The organism is Flavobacterium noncentrifugens (assembly GCF_900100375.1).
Lineage (GTDB): Bacteria > Bacteroidota > Bacteroidia > Flavobacteriales > Flavobacteriaceae > Flavobacterium > Flavobacterium noncentrifugens.
Map to the genome: position 1 here is coordinate 182,817 of NZ_FNEZ01000007.1, position 21,278 is coordinate 204,094.

Sequence of the window (21,278 nt, forward strand, 5' to 3'; positions counted from 1 at the left end):
TGCTGCGAAAATAGGTGTAAAACATAAGTTTCAGCAGGCAAAAAATGGAGTTTTATTTAATGCCGGGATTATTTGTCGAATAAATAGTATTTTTGCAGTCCATTTATATAAAATATGAGTTTTTTAAAAGAAATAGAAAGACGCCGCACATTCGGGATCATTTCGCATCCCGATGCCGGAAAGACCACATTGACCGAAAAATTATTGCTTTTTGGAGGTGCGATCCAGGAAGCCGGAGCCGTTAAAAACAACAAGATCAAAAAGGGTGCTACTTCCGATTTCATGGAGATTGAGCGCCAAAGAGGGATTTCGGTTTCTACCTCTGTATTGGCATTCAACTACAAAGACAAGAAAATAAACATTCTCGATACGCCGGGACACAAGGATTTTGCCGAAGATACTTTTCGGACGCTGACTGCTGTTGACAGTGTCATTGTCGTAATCGATGTGGCAAAAGGCGTTGAGGAACAAACTGAAAAACTCGTGGCCGTTTGCCGGATGCGCAACATTCCGATGATCGTTTTCATCAACAAATTAGACCGTGAAGGAAAAGATGCTTTTGATTTGATGGATGAAGTAGAGCAAAAACTCGGGCTTACCGTTACACCGTTGAGTTTTCCTATCGGAATGGGTTATGACTTCCAGGGCATTTACAACCTTTGGGAACAAAATATCAACTTATTCAGTGGAGACAGCCGCAAAAATATCGAAGAAACAATTGCTTTTTCAGATGTACAAAATCCCGAATTGGAAAAAATCATCGGCCAGAAACCGGCAGACAAACTTCGTGAGGAATTGGAATTGATTGATGAAGTCTATCCAAAATTTGAGCGCGAAAAGTACTTAAACGGAACCTTGCAGCCTGTCTTTTTTGGATCGGCGCTGAACAATTTCGGTGTTCGTGAATTGCTCGATTGTTTTGTTGAGATCGCCCCGTCGCCCCGAGCGAAAGAATCGGAAACGCGATTGGTAAATCCGACTGAAGAAAAAATGTCGGGGTTTGTATTTAAGATCCACGCGAATATGGATCCGAAACACCGTGACCGTCTTGCATTCGTAAAAATTGTTTCCGGGACATTCGAACGCAACAAGCCTTATTTGCATGTCCGCCAGAATAAAAATTTAAAATTCTCAAGTCCGAACGCCTTCTTTGCAGAGAAAAAAGAGATTGTTGACATTTCATATCCCGGCGACATTGTTGGATTGCACGACACGGGGAATTTTAAAATTGGCGATACCCTGACCGAAGGCGAGCAAATGAGCTTTAAAGGCATCCCGAGTTTTTCGCCCGAGCATTTCAGGTACATCAACAATGCCGATCCGTTGAAATCAAAACAGCTCGAAAAAGGCATTGACCAGTTGATGGATGAAGGCGTCGCGCAATTGTTTACCCTCGAAATGAACAACAGGAAAGTCATAGGAACTGTTGGTGCGCTTCAATATGAAGTCATTCAGTACCGACTCGAGCATGAATATGGCGCGAAATGTACGTATGAGAATTTCCCGGTTCACAAGGCCTGTTGGGTAAAACCCGAAGATCCGAAAAGCGAAGAGTTCAAAGAATTCAAGCGAATCAAACAGAAATTCCTGGCCAAAGACAAATACGGGCAACTGGTTTTTCTTGCAGATTCAGATTTCACGATCCAGATGACCCAAAGCAAATATCCAAATGTAAAATTGTTCTTTACGTCTGAATTCGAGTAAGCTCAAATTATAAAAGCAAAAGCCTTCCCAACCGGAAGGCTTTTTTATTTGTGTTTTTAGAGACAAGGGAAAAACGTTAGAAAACAAAAATTAAGAAGACAAGATTTTTCAATTGCGATTTTCCTTTATGCCGTCATTTGCACCAATTGGATCAAATAAAAAAACCTTCCCCAATTTCTTGAGGAAGGCTTTCTTATTTTACCGGAAACCCGGTTGTCATTAAAGATTATCTCTTGATAACGCGTAGTGTTTTGACATTTGTACCTTGAGTTACAATCACATTGTAAACTCCGGCAGCATATCTGGCACCTACTTTTTGTCCTTCAAGATCTGATACTTCAACTTCACGGGATTCGATCAGTTTACCTAGCATATCATAAACTTTCAAATGAACCTGCTCACTGCTTGGCGTAGTTACGCTGATAGCAAAGTCAGATGCAAATGGGTTTGGATGTGCCAAAGCATTGAAAGATAATGATTCTCCAACACCTTCAACTTCAGCTTTAGTAGCCGCACCTCCAGGAGCAAATACGGTACAAGCATCACTATAAACAGAGAACAAGTCTTTGGTTAATGTGGCTACTCTTACAGAGTATCTTCCGCCTGGTACATAACCAGGAATCATATTGAAGGTGAAATAGTTGGTAGTCCTGTCGATAGTCGTAGCTGAATTCTCAGGCATTTTGGTTACAATAAATCTGTATTGTGTAGCACCAGAAGCGCTAAGCGCTGAAATTGGCGTACTTCCAAGAGCAGCTGTTACACCACAAGATGTCATTGTGACCAATGGTGTTGAAACCTCACATGGCGATCCGTATCCTGAGTAAGCACCAGTTGTTTTCACTGCAACTTCTACTGAATAAGTAGCGTTGTAGTTGTACTGTGCCAACATTGGAAGGCTAAACCATTGCAATGGTCTGTCGATCGTTTGAACAAGGCCTGTTCCACCCGGAGTAATATCGGTGATGCGGAAACGGTAACCCGTTGCACCCGGAAGGCTCGTTGTAGAGACTAGAGTAGTGATCGTTGTTAGTCTTTGTCCACACTGTGATGGAGATACAGAAGTAGCTCCGCCTTCGTCAAGAACTGCTGGTGAAGAAACAAAACATGCATCTCCATAGTAACCTAAGGCCACTCCGTTTCTTACCAACTGTATTTCTACAGTGTAAGTCGTTGCATAGTCATAGTTAGTTAACATAGTCAGGCTAAAGTTTGGCAATGGCCTGTTCAGGATTTGAACGTTGGCACCATTTGTAACTTTAACAATGTAACCGGTAATCTGATTGCTTGTAGGCAATGTGATGATACCGATCAATGATCCGATTGAAGTTAACGTTGCACCACAGAATGATGGCAACAATTTGGTTTTCAACTGGAATCCTTCGTCTAAGTTTCCGTCACAGTTGTTGTCAATTCCGTCAAAAGGAACTTCCGCATGACCAGGATTGATTGCTGCAACAGCATCGTTACAATCACCGGCTACAGAAGCATATCCTGCTGGTGGTGTTGTTGCATTAACTGCACACAATGACACAGCATTACCTGTTCCATAGTGGTCACCATCATTATCTACATAGAAATTGTAAAATTGGTTTACTGTAATCACACTTGCTGTACTCGCTTTTGGACAAGCACCAAGGCTAACAGTTGCCACATATGATGTTGTCGCAGTAGGTTTCGCATATACGACAGCCCTTTGGCCTCCTGTATAAGGAACCGAAGCAGCCGCATCAGTATACAAACCTGTAGTAGGGCTCCATGTTGGAACCAAGACATTAACAGCTTCAAACGTTGTGTTCGGCCTAGAAGAACTTGCCGCCTCTGAATCATATACAGTTAAAGCGTCAAATCCTGCAATGCCTCCAGAGACATCATCACTAGCCCCATAATACACTGTATTGGTTGCAGTAGTGGTTGTAAGAACTCTAGTTCCGTTTCCATTACCACCGTTACCTGCATTGTGCACCATTTCGACGATCAAGTTTGAAGTACCGTTCCAAACGTACGGCGTAGTCAATGTGAACTTGGCCACACCCGGAGCTGTAGGAGGAGTGTAAGTTGCAGGACCATAAACTGTTGATGTTCCTGTAACAAATCCTGTCAATGCAGTATTTGAAGTCGTACCCATTCTAATGGTAAAATTAGTACAAGCGTTGGCAACAGCTGCACTCATTGGTAATGAGATCGAATTAATGCTGCTTCCTGCCTGCAATCCTTGTGCTGTTAATTCAGCAGCGGTATACAACATTTGGTGTTTTACACCTCCGTAATATGCGCTTAATGGATTTGGAAAGCTTGTTGTGCTTGGAGCAGTAGTTCCTGTACCAAGAACAGCTAAAACATTTGCTGTTGAAGAATTCCCAATAGTCAATGCTTGTATAGATCCTGCACACAATGTAGCAGTTGCCGGTGTAATTACCGGTGTTACAGGGGAAGCATTTACAGTCACATTGAAAGTAGCTGTATTTACACAACCTGCAGCATTTGTAGCTGTCAAAGTATAAGCAGTGGTAGCAGATGGATTGAATGTAAACCCTGTTGCTGCAGTTCCGCTTACACCTCCAGCCGGAGCCCATGTGTACGTATCGAAATTAGCAGTTGGGCTAGTTACATTAACCACTGTGCTGTTACCATTACAAAGCGTAGCAGTAGCTGCACTAATAGCAAGTGCTGGTGCTGCATTTACAGTAGCAGTTACTGCAGTTCTTGCAGAGAAACAGCCTGTAGTTATACCTAAATTATAAATGAAATAATTCGCTGTACTTGCACTTCCTGCCCATCCTCCTGTAACAGAAGCATTTGTTGAAGTGTAAGGGAATGCAGCTGAAAAATCCCTGATTAAGCCTGTAATTCCAGTAGTCGCTTTCACAAGCAATCTATATCCTGTACCTACAGGAACAGAGAAGCCAAGTGGAAGTGTTACAGGAGTTGCAATACCAGTTCCCGTTACTGCAATTGCACTTGAAACTGCAATTTCAGTTCCTGCAGAGTTTTGCAAAGCGATCGTAATTGTTCCAGTACCTACCGGATAAATCACGGCTGAAGCTAATGTAAGACTAGAGGTTGCATTGAATACAATTCCATACCCAGTAAATAAGGTATTTCCATCAGTACCTAGACTTGAAGGTTTTCCTACATTTTCTGAGCTTCCGCCCATTGCTGCAGCAACATAATAAGTCGTATTCGTACTGATTGAAGGTGTAGCAAAAGTATTTCCTGAACCTAATACAGTACCTGAACTTGCTGAAGCAAACCAATTTAAAGTGGCACCAGCGCTTGCTGTACCAGTAAGATTGACAGTGCCAGCACCGCAACGCGTTGCTCCATTTGATGTCAATACTGTTGGGTTGTTTACTCCAATCGTGATTGTAGGCGTGTCTGCAGAAGAACCTCCTGAGCAAGTCACCCTATAGAAGTATGATGTTGGAGTAGAAATTACCGGCGTTGTATACGTCGGGTTAACCGCTCCTGAAATCAATCCTGTTGTTGTATTATACCATTGGTAGCTTAGACCTACAGCATTTGCACTGTATCCAGCAGCTGTAAGTGTAACAGCTCCTGAACCACAAACTGCCGCAGCAGATGAAGTTACCGTTCCGGCAACCGGAGTTCCGGTACAAGCTGGTATTGCAAGAATGTTTACAATATAATCCTCAGCTTCACCATATCCTCCACCGCCAACACCACAAGCCTGAGCTGTAGTAAGGGCAGAATCATTTCCTCCGCGAACCCTCATTCTTGTGTTACCAAGAACAGCGCCTGCAGGAACATTAAATGTAAATACAGCGGTACCGCTTGCGCCTGCGCTTGTTGTTGAAACAACACCTTCGCTTGCGTCAAAAACACCATTGTGGTTAAAGTCAATCCACACACCTCCATACTGAGTTGAATCAGAACCATAGGTTACCGATACATTCACAGTTGTAGTTGTATACAAATCCGGAACATTTACCCCTGTAAAGAAAGTATAGTAAGGAGATGTACTGTTATGAGTTGACGGATTGTTTAAAGTTCCAACCGATACATTCGCAATACCGTCTGTTGTACCAGGCCCGTTAGCAAATGACGGCGCACAGTAAGTAGTAGTTGTAAGCAAAGCTCCAGTTGAAGCCACGCTACATCCTACACCAGACGATACCAAAACCCTGTAGTAACGTGCTGTGCTTCCCGCTGCTGTTTGCTGTGCAGTTGCAACTGACAATGCAGAAGTATTGGCTCCTGAATAGGTAATATTCGCTGGAGTTCCATCAGCAACATTTGCGTAAGGTCCTGCCAAGGCTGTTGAAAATTGCCATTGGTAAGTTGCAGCAGTTGTTGTTGTAGCGGCAACTGTAAATGATCCTGAGTTACCAGAGAAAATTGTAGTTGGAGCTGGTTGTGTATTGATCGTAACGTTGTTGATGATCAATTGTGCTCCTGCAGATTTTGCAGCTGCACATGGCGTCTCATCATTTACTGTAATACCGTTTACTACGGCTCTGTAAAAATAAGTTCCATTTGCAGGTGTTGAAGCTGTCGTATTTACAGTAAGGCTTGCTGTTGCAGCACCACTGTAAGTAGCTCCCGCAGGTACCGTTGCTGTTACTGAAGACCAGTCAGCATCATTAGCACTGTTTGTAGTGGCATATTGCCATTGGTAAGAACCAATTCCTCCACCAGCAGCTACTGTAAAGATCGCTGATCCTCCAGAGTAGCAAACAGATTGAGCCGTAGGATTGGTATTTACAACTGGTGGTGCAGCTACAGTTAATAAGGCAGAATTTGACTCTGCAACACCGTTTCCTGTAACGAACACTTTATACCTGTAATTGTTATATGCAGATGTAACTCCTGTTAAAACCAAAGTAGCAGTAGTACTTCCTGAATAGATTCCAGTATCAGTAATATCTTCCCACTGGTTTCCACCCGGATCTTGTTGCCATCTGTAGCCATCAGCAGGAACATCCGGAGAAGCCACTACTGTAAAGCTTGCTGAACCGCCTCCTGAAGAACAGATTGTTTCTGATTCTGGCTGCGTTCTGATTGCTGTTTCACCAACGATCAATACTGAAGGATCTGTAATCACAGTACCACAGGCACCAGTAATTATCAATTGATACGCTGTATTGTTCAAGGTATCAGGAACATCCGTTATTGTAAGCGTACTTGTAGTTGCTCCGCTAAATGTAGCGTCATTTTGCACATCCTCGAAACTGATCCCTTCATCGATACTAATTTGCCATTGGTAACTTAGTGCCGGTGTACCGGTACCTGTAGCTGTTACAGCGAAAAACGTATCATCACCTGTTTGTACCGTTTGTGTAGCTGTGCTTGACAGCACTTCTATAGGTTTGTTTACAGCGATCGCATGCGTTTGTGCACTTGTACATCCCGAAGAAGTAACTGTAAATGAAATTACGGCATTTCCTTCTGTAACAGGAGTTACAACTCCTGAAGAAGATACTGTTGCCACATCAACATTTGATGAGCTCCATGTACCTAAACCTGAAGGTGTATCTGTAGTAAGGGTAACCGTACCTGATCCAAGACAAACTGAATCTGGGCCTGAGATCGGAAGAACCGTTGGGCTTGGGGTTACGGTATAAGCAGTGCTTGTTCCGGTTCCGATAGCGCTCGTAACGGTAATATTTCCAGCTGTAACTCCTAAAGGAGCCACTGCAGTGATAGTTGTTGCGTTAACTACTGTGTAAGACGCAGCGTCAACACCGTTAAATTTCACAGCAGTAATGTTTCTGAATGCATGCCCGCTAACAGTAACCGATGTTGATCCTTGTGAGCATAATGCCGAAGGCGTAAAACTATCGATCGTTGGCGGAGCTACTTCCAATGTATAGTCGTCAAATCCTAATCCATAGGAATTGATTGAAGATGTTGTTGTTCCTTGTGCGATTACATAAAAAGTATTTCCAATGAAACTTGACGGAATGCTTGCTGTGTAATTGTACCAACCTGCAGCCGCTACTACCGGAGCTGAACCAAACGGCAATGCCACATCTATAAGTTGCGTTGCACCGGTTACTGAAGCTGTATTGTTAACAAAGAATGTTACTTTATCTGTAGCCAATCCGTTAGCACTTCTGTAAATCCATACGCTAACCCTTGCATCTACCGAAGGAGTAGCCGTTAAATTATATGGAGGGCTAATCAATAAAGAACTACCACCTCCACTTACCCAGGCTTTTCCTGCGAATCTTGTCCCTGTATGCGGACCAACTACGCCATCATTGCTAAGAGCAGGAGCCCATGCACCTGAGCCACTTACGAGGCTCGTTGACCAACATGCCGGCAATGCTTCAGCATCAAAGCTTTCAGTATGTGGCAGTGTTGTCAGTGGCAAGCATGACGTTGTAAACGTATAAGCTGTAGTCCAGTCGCTATAGATTGACGCGCCACATACACCTCTTACAAATAATGTGTAAGTGGTTTGAGCAGTCAATCCTACAATGTTTTGAGTTGTAACACCTGCAGCAGTTGCACCCGATGCCTGAAGGCCGGCATTGCCACTACCTGCAGCTCCTGAAAGCCTTACTTCATACTCGTATCCATTGGCTGGCGCTGTTGATGGTGCTGTCCATGAAATAGTAGCTGTAGTAGTTCCCAAAGCCGTAGTTGTTGGTAAAGTTGGAGTCAAACAACTGTTTAATGTTGTAAAACTGGTCTGATTGGCAGCGCCACAAACCGGAGTTCCATTTAAATTTTTAGGAACTACATACCAATAATACTGCGTAAGACCTAATAATGTCTGAGCAGTTGTTAAGGTATAAGAAACTGCAGTCGGTCCTGTCGTTGTTGCCAACAATGTAGTTGGGCCTGAAGTTGTTCCTAAATACACATCATAGGTTTCAGCATAATCAACTTGTCCCCATGTCAACGTTGGCGTAACACTTACCCCAGTTGCCAGATTTGCAGGAGATGAGTTTGTTGTACAAGACGGGATTGGGTTGAATACACAAATCGAAAACTGGCTGTTATTTACTGGCGTCCCTCCAATTCCCGAAGGGTGGCGGTAAGCTCTTAAATAATATTCAGCTCCTAAAACTGTAGTAAAGATCACTCCTTCATTAGCGCCTGTTGAACCGCCGTTGATACAGCCAACAGGGGCCAATACCAAATTATTTCCTGCGCAAGTTCCTGAGGTTACTGAGAATGCCTGGATCGCTACGTCAAATCCTGGGACTGAAGTAAGCGTTAATCCATGTGTAGTTGACGTAGCAGTAAATTTAAACCAAACATCGTTTACACTTGCTCCTGCACCGGTACATGTTGGTGCAACAACACCATTTGTAGTGGTAGTAGTCGCATTAACCACATTTGTTGTTCCGGCTGCTGTCGTATCAGAATACGCATTGCAAGCAGTTGAAGGTGTCAAAGCGATAGCTCCACAAGGGTTATCATTTACTGGAGGAAGACTTACTTCACTCACACAAATGGACAACGTTGGAGTTGTTCCATTACCCGATGCCTGATGGTAAACTCTTATGTAATAAGTAGCACCAACAGTAAGGGTAGTCGCATCGATTGTTTCAGTTAAACCAACTGCAGTTGCATTTGAGCAGGCCAAAGGCGTAGTGCCCTGATCGCTGAACAATTGCAACACCATATTATAACCGCCGCCGCCGAAAGCCTGGATTTTTGTAGCTGCCGTTGTAGCCACAAACTTAAACCAGACGTCATCGTCAGGAGTTCCCGGAGTTGCAGCCGAACATACCGCAATACCTGCAGAAGCAGTTGCTCCAGTAGTGTTGTAATACGTTCCGCACAAAGTTCCGCAAGGTGCACTATTTACTGTCAAGGCGATAGCCGTTCCCGGTTCGTCATTTGACGGTGTTAAAACTACAGGCACATAGGTAGTATAAGTACCCGGTGTGAAAGTAATTTTAGTATTGCATTCCGGAGGTGTTACCAATGCATTCTGCGCAGTTGCAGCAAAACTTCTTGTATTGGTAATTTGCTGGGCAGTAAGGTTATTGACACTTGCCGTACCAATACTTTCCCCATTTAATCCGCTCGCATAGCTGTAAGTTGTGTTTAATGTTCCATTGTACCCTTCCATGCTGCCATAAACGAATTCAATGTTATTTGAAGTTTCGTAAAATTTGGCTTGGAAATTAAGGCTTGGCCCGGCATTGTTATACACTTCCATGTTTGACCATTCAACAGTCAAGACGCGGTTTGGAGATATACCGTCTACCTGATATCTAATCGGTGCTGTTGCACCTTGTAATGCAGAAATCAGATTCGGGTTCCCCTGGATAACCAAATCATCCCAAAAAGGAGCAACAACGCTTCTCCAAGTCGAAGTAGAACCAATATCTTGGCTCGCACCTGATTGCGTAGTTAACGCCGCGCTGCTTAAAGTCACGAAACCGTTAATATTTGCTCTAAATCCCGCTACGGTGTTTCCTCTGTAAACAAAAGGAAATGGCATTGTAACCAAAGTAGTGGTATTGTCATCAGTAAGCAATGTCGAAGTTGTTGCCGGCGTAGAAGCCGCAGTATTCCATGTAAATGCATTACCTGTAGAAATAATAGAATTATAAGTGATTCCTGTACTTCTTGTAACATCGTAAGCACAGTTTACGACAGTAATTGCCGAAACTGTAGAATATGCAAATGCCCCGCCATTGGCGCAGGTTACTTTCAAACGGTAATACCTGTTTACGGTTAATGCTGGTGGAGTGTAAGAAACGGTTGTAGCACCGCTTCCGCCCGCAGCATTCGCCCAAGCATCAGCTACTCCGTTGTCATCAGATTCTTCCCACTGGTATGTTAAGCCGGTAGTTCCGGTACTCACACCTGTTGCAGTTAAGACCGATGGAACTAAACCACTACATACATTAGATGTTGCAGGGCTAGCAGTACCACCTGAAGGGGTTCCTGCACAAGCATTCTGTAAAGTTGTAAATGATCCGGCAGCTGCATTATAACCATCTCCTCCACCCGCAAGATTCGGGATGTGAGAATAAATAGAATTGGCACTGCCGTTTGATGATTGCACCCTTACCTGATAAATCGTGTTTGCCGTTAAACCTGTTAATACAACACTATTTGTTGCAACAGGGTTAGCACTCCAGTCTGTCCAGGCACAAGTACCACGAACCCTGTATTGTACATTATATTGTGTAGCTCCGGTAGGAGCAGTCCATGCCACAGTTGCACCTGAAGATGTAACTGCAGTTGTTGCAGAAAAAGTACGAACAGGCGCTACAGCAGCTGCAGGCGGTGTCCATGTATAGCTTAAACCAGTAGGGATCTTAACATTTGCGTTGGAAACTGCAAATAACATGGTTGAACTGTTTGAAGTTCCCGTTACCGCATTTGACCAATCACATGTAGTTCCTGTTGGCGCATCCAAAATGTAAAGGTTGTTGACATTTGAAGCATAAGCAATCGAATTCCCACGAATACCTACTTGAGGATTTATTCCGGAAGTCGAAGTTCCTGTTGGATTTGTGCAAGTTCCGTAAACAATTCTAATGATTCCGGTTGCATACTCAAGTCTGATCTGGAAATTTAACTTCTCAACAGTTCTGTTATAAAAGTTAGCATGATCTTTATATTGAACTACAAATTCAGTCCCTAAATCCTGATAACGGATTTCCGGTACTGCTCCCGTAGCTGTCGATGCTCCGGCATCCTGCCCAAAAGCAGAAACTGCACCTGTGCCAATCAAAGTAGACAGCGGAGCATAGTTACTACTTGAAGAAACAGCTCCAAACGTTATATAACCATTGGTGTTAATATAACATGTTGTAATGCTGCCACCTCCAAAAGGAAACGCAGTTCCTAAAGTAATTGCGCCAGAAACTGCATCGTCATAACCGGCAGTTGCAAAAACTGTCCCTCCGGTTATCGGGGAGTAAGTTGCGCCGGTAGCCGATGTAAACACATAATTTGCAATATTGGTTTGTGCATAAATGCTACCTCCTGATAGTGTGAATGCAAAAACCAACAACAAATTCCAAAGCCACGACGTTCGTGAGACTTTTGTGGGCGAAGTTGGCGGTGAGCCGATGACTTCTCCCACATCATTTTTGAGCCAAGCATCCCTGCCACGACTCAAAGAATTGTAGTTTATAATCATAATTAAAAAAATTGGGTTAAAATAATACGGTAATGTATAAAAAAGTTAATAATTCGTTAAGACAAAAATCACAAAATCGTTAAAAAACATTATTTGCCGATAAAAAGCAAGACGCAACGATATAAGGAAAATTGATTACAATTCTTTTAACATTTGATTCAGAGCCAAAAAAACCCCTTTTCTAAATGAAAGGGGTTAATTTCCTGGTTGTCTTGTTATTAAAAGATGATTTTTTTAACTACAGTAATTCCGTCAACGGACGTTACTTTAACAAGCAATACTTGTTGAGCAGCTGCCAGATTTGATATTACTGCCGTAGTACTATTGATATTGTTTCTAAAAAGAAGCTCACTTCCTTTTATATCATAAATTTTAACAACAGACATGGTGATACCTTTAGTTTTCAAATTGATGCCGTTTTGGTCTTTATAAACCACAATAGCATTCTCATCGAAAACAGCATCAGTTGTAGCCAATGCAGTATTGGTATATTTCAATAAAAAACGATTGTCAAATGTTCCTGCTTCTGTAGCAAATGAATAGGAACCTGAAGTAAAATCATGTGTTGTCAACAGCAGCCTGTCTTCAAGATATACTTTTTGCTCTCCAGACTCAAACAAACCGTCTTTTAATGCTAAACTAATCTCATAAGTTCCTGCAGTTGTCGTGCGGTACCCTAAAGGCACTACATCACTATTGACAAATGGCAATGCCCTTCCCTGAGTGGTAAACTTTTTAGCGCCGTTGATCGTATAGAATCCAACGGTATTTCCAGATTCTAAAGACTCACCATCATATCCTCTTTCATAATTGTTAGTAGCTCCTTCTATGTAACCAAGCAAAATTTGTTTAAATGATTGGTCATTTTTAAACTCAAGCCACAAACGGTTTTTCTCAACTTCACTTTCAGTATTTTCATTTTTATAGAAATTCTGATTGTTTAAACCTCCTGCACGCATCGTATTTTTAAAGACTACATCGGTATATCCTGTTCCTACAATCGAAGCCATAAAACCTTGTCCTGCGGCTATGTATTTAGTAGGAATGCTTGCATTTGCACCCGGAACACCTGTTACTGTAGTTATTCCCGTACCTCCTGTATAATTATAAGTCGCATAATCAGATGAATTGTAAGCCTGGTTGCTGATATTCGTATTGTGTGTCCAGAAATACAGCGTGGTACCACCTCCAAGCGAAGCCGCATTGCTTGGGTCTTTCATCAGTTTCTCTGCATCAAGTGCACTTGGATAAGGATTCCCTAACAGGTTGACATTTTTAGCAGGATCAGCAGGATTGACATATACACTATTAGGCAAAGTCGTAATCGTCCCATTATTAGGTATTCCCAAAAAAGGAGCTGTATATACCCCACCACCAACTGGGATATCAGTTCCTGCCCGAGCAATATATCCCTTTCCTGGCGTCATGATTGTAGATGAAGGCGCAGCAATAACCGACCATGCGTAAGCTACCGGATCCCAAGCCATATACTTGTCAAATCTGGTGTTCGGTGACAAATTAAATAATGTTTGCCCTCCTACTGGCGAAGACCAATAGGTATAGTCAAACGGATGCATGGTTTGTGAATTTCTTTTATAAGCAATCGGATTTGTATTTACAACTGTAGCATCTGCCTGCAATAAACTTGCATTGTTGTTAAAACTCAATGAGCCGCCGGTGATATGAACCCCATGCTCAACATTTAGCGTCACACCAGAATTAACGATAATTGCACCACCTTGGATGACTACTGCACAAGCATTAAAATCTGCGTTCAACGTAGTTCCTGTAACAAAAATAGCCATTTTTGTAGCGTCAGGTGGGCTTGACCATGTTCCAGTGAAGGTAGTTGTTGGTACCGTTACTTTTACAATTTGGCTGGCCTTTTGAATACATCCAGACTGTATCGCCCTAAAATAACGATCCCCTGTCATGATCCCACAGGCAGCCTTGATTTGCGCCGATGTTAAAGTCATTGTAGTATTCGCTATTGTAGTCGGACTTGTAAAGGCAGCATTATTTGCCCATTCCCATCTCACGATAGTCGTTCCGGTTGTAGCACCCGTGATCGTTATGTCTGAGGCCACACCACTACATGCAGTTTGCACTGCCGGTGCAATCGTACCCATATCAAACGGAGTCACTGTAATTGCAACGTCGGTATAAGTTTGACAACCCAAGCCGCTTGCTGCAGCTGCCCTGTAGGTAGCGTTAGTCTGTGGAAGTGCATAAACCGACGCAGCAGGACCACCATTATAGACGTTTGTAGCTCCAGCATCTGTAAACAATCCGGAACCAACACCATTAGGCGTCCAACTTACAGCAGAAGACCCGCTTCCTGAAATAACAATATTATCTATACCCCAACCATAATCAAAATAAGCTGCATATACAAAACGCAATTTGATTGTTTTGTTCTGATACAAACTCAGGTCTATTATCGAGTTGATAAAGTTAGTTGCTGTACCGCCCTGACTGGTTGCTGTGTAAGTTGCCAAAGGCGCCCAGGTTGTATAAGCATCATCATTTGTCGCAATTTGCACGGTACCTGATTCCGGGAACGTATCTACGCTATAATATCTGTAATATTGCCAAAAGCTCAACGAAATCGTACTGTATCCTGTCAAATTAATTTCAGGGGACGTAAGCGAGGTATTTGTGTTATAAAATCCGGCAGAATCACTTTCTGCAAAAGCAAACTGTGTATAGTCATTACTATGATAAGTACCATAAAAATAGTAGCCGTCTGGCGCCAATCCCCAAGCACTGAGCGCACCATCAGGTCCGCCAGTTGAATTCGCAACCAACCACCCCGGAGCATCTGAATTAAAATCTTCTCCATATATTTTAACCCCTGATATCAAACCACCAGTAGTTGAAAGCAGTTGCGCTGGCCCTTGCTGACATGTCGTAGCCGAAGCCGGCGTAATGACGATCGAAGTTGGAGGCTGGTTTACGATTACATTAAATTTAGTAGTCGCCGTCTGGAAAGTAGTCGAATTAAATGCGTTAAAAGTATAAGTAACATTAGATGTTGGATTAAAAGTATAGCCCGTTATAGCATTACCAATGACCCCTACATTCGGTGTCCAGAAAAAAGTATCATAAGTGGCAGTACCTGTGGTGATCGTAACTGGAACCGTACTGGTTTCATTGCGACATATCGTTACAGAAGCAGCACTTAAAACAACAGGCGGAGGAAGTGGCAAAACATAGAACGTATAGTCCTCAGTTTCCCCTTTTCCAGAATTGTAAGCGCAAGGATTGTTTGGATTTGTTGAATTATAGTCAATAAGAACACGCATGCGTCCGGCTCCTGATGTCGCTCCTAACGGAACTGCAAAAGTCCCCGAAGCAGAAACCACATAACCTGTAGTATTAAAAACCCGTTCTCCAGTAGCAAAAGTACCATCATGGTTCCAATCCACCCAAATACTGATCCCAACATTATCACCGGAAGTCGTAGATGATGAAGTTACAGTAAAATTAATCGATTGCCCTTCTGTCTGTGTAACAGACAATGCGGTATAATTTCCATACCCGCCTGGATTTGCTCCGCTCGTATTTGAAATATTTGCAAGCGCCCCGGTGGTACTGAAACTTTTAATGTAAGTTGATGCAGTACCTAAAACCGGCGTACAAGATGCCGGAGGCAAAGTAGGTGCAGTTGGCGTCGTAAAAGTTCCGTAAGTCAAACTCCATCCGCTCATATCTCCATTCCCACAATTAGAACGTACCCAAAAACGGTACGTAGTACCAGGAGTTAAACCGGAAAGGTTTCCAATCAATCCACTGGCGCTACCTGTTGCGGCCGTAGTAAATACAGGAGCCACAAATGATGGCCCTGGAGATATGTAATAAAAATATCCGCTTCCGGGTGGCGTTGTAGGAGCAGTCCATCCGATAGATGCAGAATTTGGCGTAACCAATCCTGAAATCAATCCTGTTGGATCTTTACAAGTAGATTCTTCAATCACGATATCATCCAGTAAAGTAGTCGCATTCAATTGTTTTGAATAATCGATAAAACCAAAATAATAGGTTCCGCTTCCGCTTGGCGGATAAAAATTGACCACATTGGTCAACGGCCCGCCCCTGAAATCTACGTGTCGCGCAAGTGTATCCGTTACTGCCGAAGCTACCGGTGCCGTTCCTATCGTTAACTTTAAACGCTGGTTTGTCGTTGGCTGTTCCGCCGAAGCTCCATATTTGTATGAAACACGGTATGATTTTGAACCGTCAAGGGTTAATCCCTGGGTGTAAAATCCTGATCTGTTTGCTCCAGTAGTTGCAGAAGCCGGCTTTGCGGTAATCCTTAAATGCGAACTGCTAAATCCCCAATCATTTGGTGTGGATGGTGGTTTTAAAGCCCAAAAACCAAAACTTTGGTCGATTGGATTTGTGGTTTCAATTCTTGTACAAGTTGGAAGTGATGAAAAATCCAAAGAATAAGCGGGGTTCACAATCTGAGGCGTACAAAGCGTTCTGAATGTGGCCGCAACCGACCATCCGCTTGTAGCACCGCAATTTGAACGCACATATACATAATATTGTGTATCTGGAGAAGCAAGCGTCAACGGAGTTGTTGTTACACCCGCACCCACTGAACCTGTAGCGGCCGTTCCGCTTAACGGATAAACTATATTTATATTAGAAGGCCCGGTAGTCGAAACCAAATATTGATAACCGCTCACGGGCGCCGGTGTGGGTGCCGTCCAGCTTACTACAGCACTATTTTGCGTCACCGATGCAACTGCTACATTTACTCCAACAGGAGCAAAACAGCTTGGTGGCGTATATGTCAAAGTAACTTTCGCAGGCATACCTGTCGTACTAACCCTTACAGCAACAGTTTGATTGTTTGCAGTTCCTCTTGTAAAAATTGGCGAAGCAGTAGGCCAAGCCGTCCCAGTAAAGTTTTTATTATTAAAATCGGTATTATTCTCACCTCTGACACCCACTTGTCCAGTTGCGCCCGTAATGGATGATCCAGAACCAGCCCCATATCTTAACTCTATCGAGTTTGAGGTTTCATTTAAAACAATCTGCATCGCTATCGTTGCTGTAATCACAGTATTTGATGCGCTAAGCCTATTTGCATTATACTGCACAATAAAAGTCCTTGCTCCGGCAACACCCGCAGTTTGCTTAAAAATATCAAGGTTTGCAGTCCTTAGATCTTGCGCAAATACCGCAACAGCGCCATCGTAAGTTTCAGTACTAGATAATGGGGTATAATTGGTAGTTGACGGAGCTGATCCAAAAGTGATAAAACCATTACTGGAAATATTACATGCCGTGTAAGACCGTCCATTGAAAACAAATGTAAATCCTAAAGGAACGTTTGCTACAACATCATCATTCCAAGCTGTAGTTCCAAACACACCCGTTGTTCCAGGTCCTCCTTGAATCGTAGCGTATGAGGTTGTGGTAGTCCCAGTTGTAGAAACTCCAGTAGGCGTATAAGAACTCACCTGCCCTTGAGAATTCCAGGCTGCAAGCAGTACTATAATAAGGAAGGATTTTTTAAAAAATACGAACGCATTACTTTTTTCTGCAGGGCCACAAAAAAGTGAAAGTAATTGTTTAATCATAAGGTAATTTTTTTAGAAATGGTGGGTAAATGGCATTTAAAAAATCGGTTTGAACAGTTCCGACTTTCATTTTTTTAACGATTTAGCGATGTTAACTTAATCACATCGGGGTGCTAAATTTACACTAAAACTTAATATGAAATAATTTATACCGTTAAAATATGTAGTTTATCGATTAAACACAAAAAACATCGACCAACTCCCTATTTATCAATACTATTAACAATCTGAAACTGACAATCAAAGTGTTACACTTCAAGCTTTAATAACAGTCACAGCAACCAAAATTAATAATTTTTTAAAGTTAAAAAAGTGCAAAATCATAATCTTATTAACACAAACCGCCATAATCGGGATTACAGTTAACAAAACTTCCGTCAAACTGCACCGTTGCTGTTTGTCGACACTTAACATTTAATAAACTGTTGTTGAAAACTATTTGTTAATTTCAAATATAATAGAATGTTAAGCTTGTGTGAAATTTTTTCGTTGAACTGCGGTTAAAAACGTTTAAAAGAAAAAGGCTTCAAATCGGTTACAGCTTCTTTCCATATGCTATGTATTTTGCGCTTTGTTTTTTGCCTCAAGCTTCAAATACAATTCATGGCAGCCATCGAGCATTTCAAATTCACTCAAAGGCAACAACTGGTCAAGAATTTCCAACAAGCTTGCAACATGGCTGCTCGGGTCTACCACTTCACCTGAGTTCTGTGAGCCGTCATTATACATCGTATGCAGTGCAATTTTCATCAGGTCACTGATTACAAAACCCAAATTGGAATAGCTGTAAAATTCCAGCCTCGCCTGAAAAATTCCCGGCTTACAATTGTGGGGCATCAGTGTCCTGAAATAGGCGATCTTCGTTAACTCATCAGCGAATTTTTTAATGTCGGAATTCAGGTCAATATGATCGGGTTCGGCTGTTGTCGTTTCCGCATTGTTGTCCGGGGCATACAATACCACTTTAGCTTCGTCATTGCCTTTTGCCTTACACTTCGCAATCATTTCCTTAAACAATTGATAAGCCTCCTTTTTCATCAGTTCCGTTTTTTCAGTCGCAAGGGCGATTGCTTCCGTCGTGAACTCATGCGTGTGGTCGTAACGGACAACTTTAGATGAATTGTCCAGCTGTACCAACGCCTCCCATTCTTCCGCCTTTTCAGGATCAAAAAGTTTTCCAAAGAACGGTGCAAAATCCGCAACATGCTTTTGTTGTTCCGCAAGGCTTTCATTTGTAAACGTATCACCCATAGTCAGCCATGACACAATAAAATAGGTGGCCTGCAACGTCTGGTGCAAGTGGAAGGCCGCTTCGGCAAGCTTTCCGTAACGGCTGTAAAAGGTGACATGCCGGAAAAACCCCGCGGCCTCCACGTGTTGGTTGTCGTAAAATGCGGTCGCTTTTCGCAGCCGTTTTTTGATGTCGGGATCTTTTGTACTAAAAATCCTGTTTTTAGGATCCGAACGGTACACCAATTCATCGACTGTGGCGTGGCGCATAAAGAACGGACTGCCTTCTTTCCAAAGACATTCTGCCCACCAATACTCAAAAAGCGTAAATGAAAAGTTTGGCAGGGATTCGAACAGCCTCGCCACCAAAGGATAAACGGTGCTTAACTCCTCTTCACAGTATTCCGAAAGGAACAGCGTAACAATCGTCATATCTGTTAACTCGCTGTTCGTCGAAACGTAAACTGAATGCAAGGGAAGGAATTCCAGCAACGTCGTTACCGTTTTTAATAAAAGGGCATGCTCCGGATGGTTTTCAGGTATTCTAATTGTATTTTCCATGGGTAGTAAAATTTAAGATGGATTGTTTTGTAATTTGTTATCATTCACAGTTTGCATGCCTTCACTTTTCAGCCGCGCCAGTTCCTTATCAGTTAGTTCACTTGCGAGTTTCATTAACTCACCACACCTGCCCGAAAGAAAATCCATGTCGGTATAATTAACCTCCCACTCATAATGAAAGCGCATCGAACTGGGATGCGTACTGATCATCTTAAAAAGGCGTTTGTCCTCTTCGCTTGCCCTTGGGAAAAATTGGTTGGGCAGTGATGTAAAAAATCCGCACAGGTCAATAAAGAAACCCAGCGAAAAGTAATTGGGCGTATACCCAAGAAACACGCGGATCAAACCGAGGCAGGTATGCTCTACGGCGAGGTTCAGCATCACCTGGTCAATGGTCGAAACATTCCGCGATAACCTTTCAAAATGGGCATCTAAAAAACAGTTGCCAATCGTTTTGCGTTCGCCCATGAATATTTCGGCAAAGGAAAGGTTGCGCACTCCGGCATCCTTTGAATGCAACGGACACCGGAAACCTTCTTTCCCGTAAAGCAATTCCCCATTCGCAATCACGCTGCTGAAAAAACAAAGCTGGTCTCCGGCAGCCTTTTTCAGGGAATCTGTTTTGTGCACAAGCAATACCGCGACAAAGCGCTGATCCGTTTTGCTGCTGATGATGCTGCCCAGGTCGGCCGATGCGTTGGCCCTCGTTGACGTCGTAAGCACTAAAAGATACAACCGGGTTTGCTGAAAGTTGCCTTTTGAATGGCCAATCGCAAGCTTTTCGGTGTGCTCAACCTCTTTCTTTCCAAAACAATAAACGGCATCTGTCGGAATGAAATCCCTGATGATCTGACAGACAGCCTCCAGATCGTTAGCTGACGCTTCAAAATTCCCTGTTGGCGTAGCCAGCAATGGCGCTGTATCGCCTGCTTCTACGATGTCTTCCCTGTAGGATATCTTTTCAGTACATTCGGCTACCATCTGATCAAACATTTTTTGAACCTCATCTTTCAGCCGTGCCACTTTTTCCTGAACCTTGCCGAGATCCGGCAGCTTTACGTTGTGCACCTGCTTCCTTTTATAGCTCCAATAGCATTCGTCCAACTTTTCAAGCAAATCGCTTTCTTCCTCCTGCCCGATCTGGAAAAGATTGCTCAAAGACGGGGCGAACTTACTTAAATGCAGCTGCTGTGCGGCAATGCTTTTAGCCGCATACGGCTTGCCCATAATGAAATGGGTTGCCGTTTTATACAGCAATTGCATCGCTTTATGGATGGTAAAAGCGGCTTCAAGATCATTTTGATATTCAATACTGCGGGGAACATCGAGTAAACAGACATCCACTTTATTCATGTGTTTTTTAAAGTGCTTGGCAGCGCGCCGTACCAGTTTGCTTACCGTAGCTTCTTCGGGATAAAAAGCATGGTCAGCAGAAGGATTGGCGTAGGCAAGCTCGCCAAGCGTGCAATGCCTTAAAAGGAACAGGTTTCCTTTTCGCAATGCATCTTCTGCGTAATCGCACGACAGGATCTGGTAGGCGATTTCAGGGTAGGGTTTGAAGACGCGGTCTGCCACCGCAAACAAGTCGCCTTCGATCTGCATGCTGTCGCGGTGCATAAAAATCGAAAAGATAATTTTAGGCCCGCCCCCTGTATTGTCCAGAGAATAATAAACGGAATCTGCATTGATAAAATCTAAAAGCTCATTGGTAATCAGCATCAGCAAGTGGGACTGCGGATGGTTTCGCGGTTTTAAAACATAATGGTCCATGGTTGTGAATTTTAAAGTAAAACATATTTGAAAATTTGTATTTTTGTTCACCTGCAAGTAAATAAGACCTGTTCATGTACCGAATCATTTTTCCCTGTATGCTACATTTTCAATAATGTTTTTTACGCACCCTGAGTTTATAACCTACTGCCCCACAAGACCATTTTGACAAAATGCCGATGTAAAGCCCGAACCACCAACCAACCATCCAATACCATTTCCCCATTTTTAAAGACCGCAGCACTGCGGTCTTTTTCTTATCTTAGCTGCCAATGCATTTCAACGCCTGAAGCCCGGTTGGGTGCAAACGCAGCGTAAGTGGAACGATAAACAAC

General features: G+C 43.0%; 5 protein-coding genes. 1 reads left to right on the top strand and 4 read right to left on the bottom strand.

Translation table 11 applies throughout. The features are described 5' to 3' along the window. Positions 1 to 114 precede the first annotated feature (114 nt). Positions 115 to 1,704: a peptide chain release factor 3 gene (locus BLS32_RS17165; RefSeq protein WP_091398958.1), complete on the top strand. Its 1,590-nt coding sequence runs from the start codon at positions 115 to 117 to the stop codon at positions 1,702 to 1,704. Between the two features lie 226 nt (positions 1,705 to 1,930). On the opposite strand, the gene BLS32_RS17170 is transcribed toward BLS32_RS17165, so the two are convergent. The 4 genes from BLS32_RS17170 to BLS32_RS17185 form a co-directional block, all read right to left on the bottom strand. Beyond that, the gene (locus tag BLS32_RS17170) at positions 1,931 to 11,788 is read right to left on the bottom strand and encodes a GEVED domain-containing protein (RefSeq protein WP_091398960.1); all 9,858 of its coding nucleotides are present in this window, start codon (positions 11,786 to 11,788) and stop codon (positions 1,931 to 1,933) included. A gap of 218 nt (positions 11,789 to 12,006) precedes the next feature. Next, entirely contained in the window at positions 12,007 to 17,382 is a 5,376-nt protein-coding gene (locus BLS32_RS17175; RefSeq protein WP_091398962.1) for a GEVED domain-containing protein, read from the bottom strand. A gap of 555 nt (positions 17,383 to 17,937) precedes the next feature. After that, positions 17,938 to 19,173, bottom strand: coding sequence for a hypothetical protein (locus BLS32_RS17180; RefSeq protein WP_091398964.1), 1,236 nt, complete (start codon positions 19,171 to 19,173; stop codon positions 17,938 to 17,940). A gap of 12 nt (positions 19,174 to 19,185) precedes the next feature. Continuing rightward, positions 19,186 to 20,943 (bottom strand): hypothetical protein, encoded by a 1,758-nt coding sequence (locus BLS32_RS17185; protein ID WP_091398966.1) that lies wholly within the window; start codon positions 20,941 to 20,943, stop codon positions 19,186 to 19,188. Positions 20,944 to 21,278 lie beyond the last annotated feature (335 nt).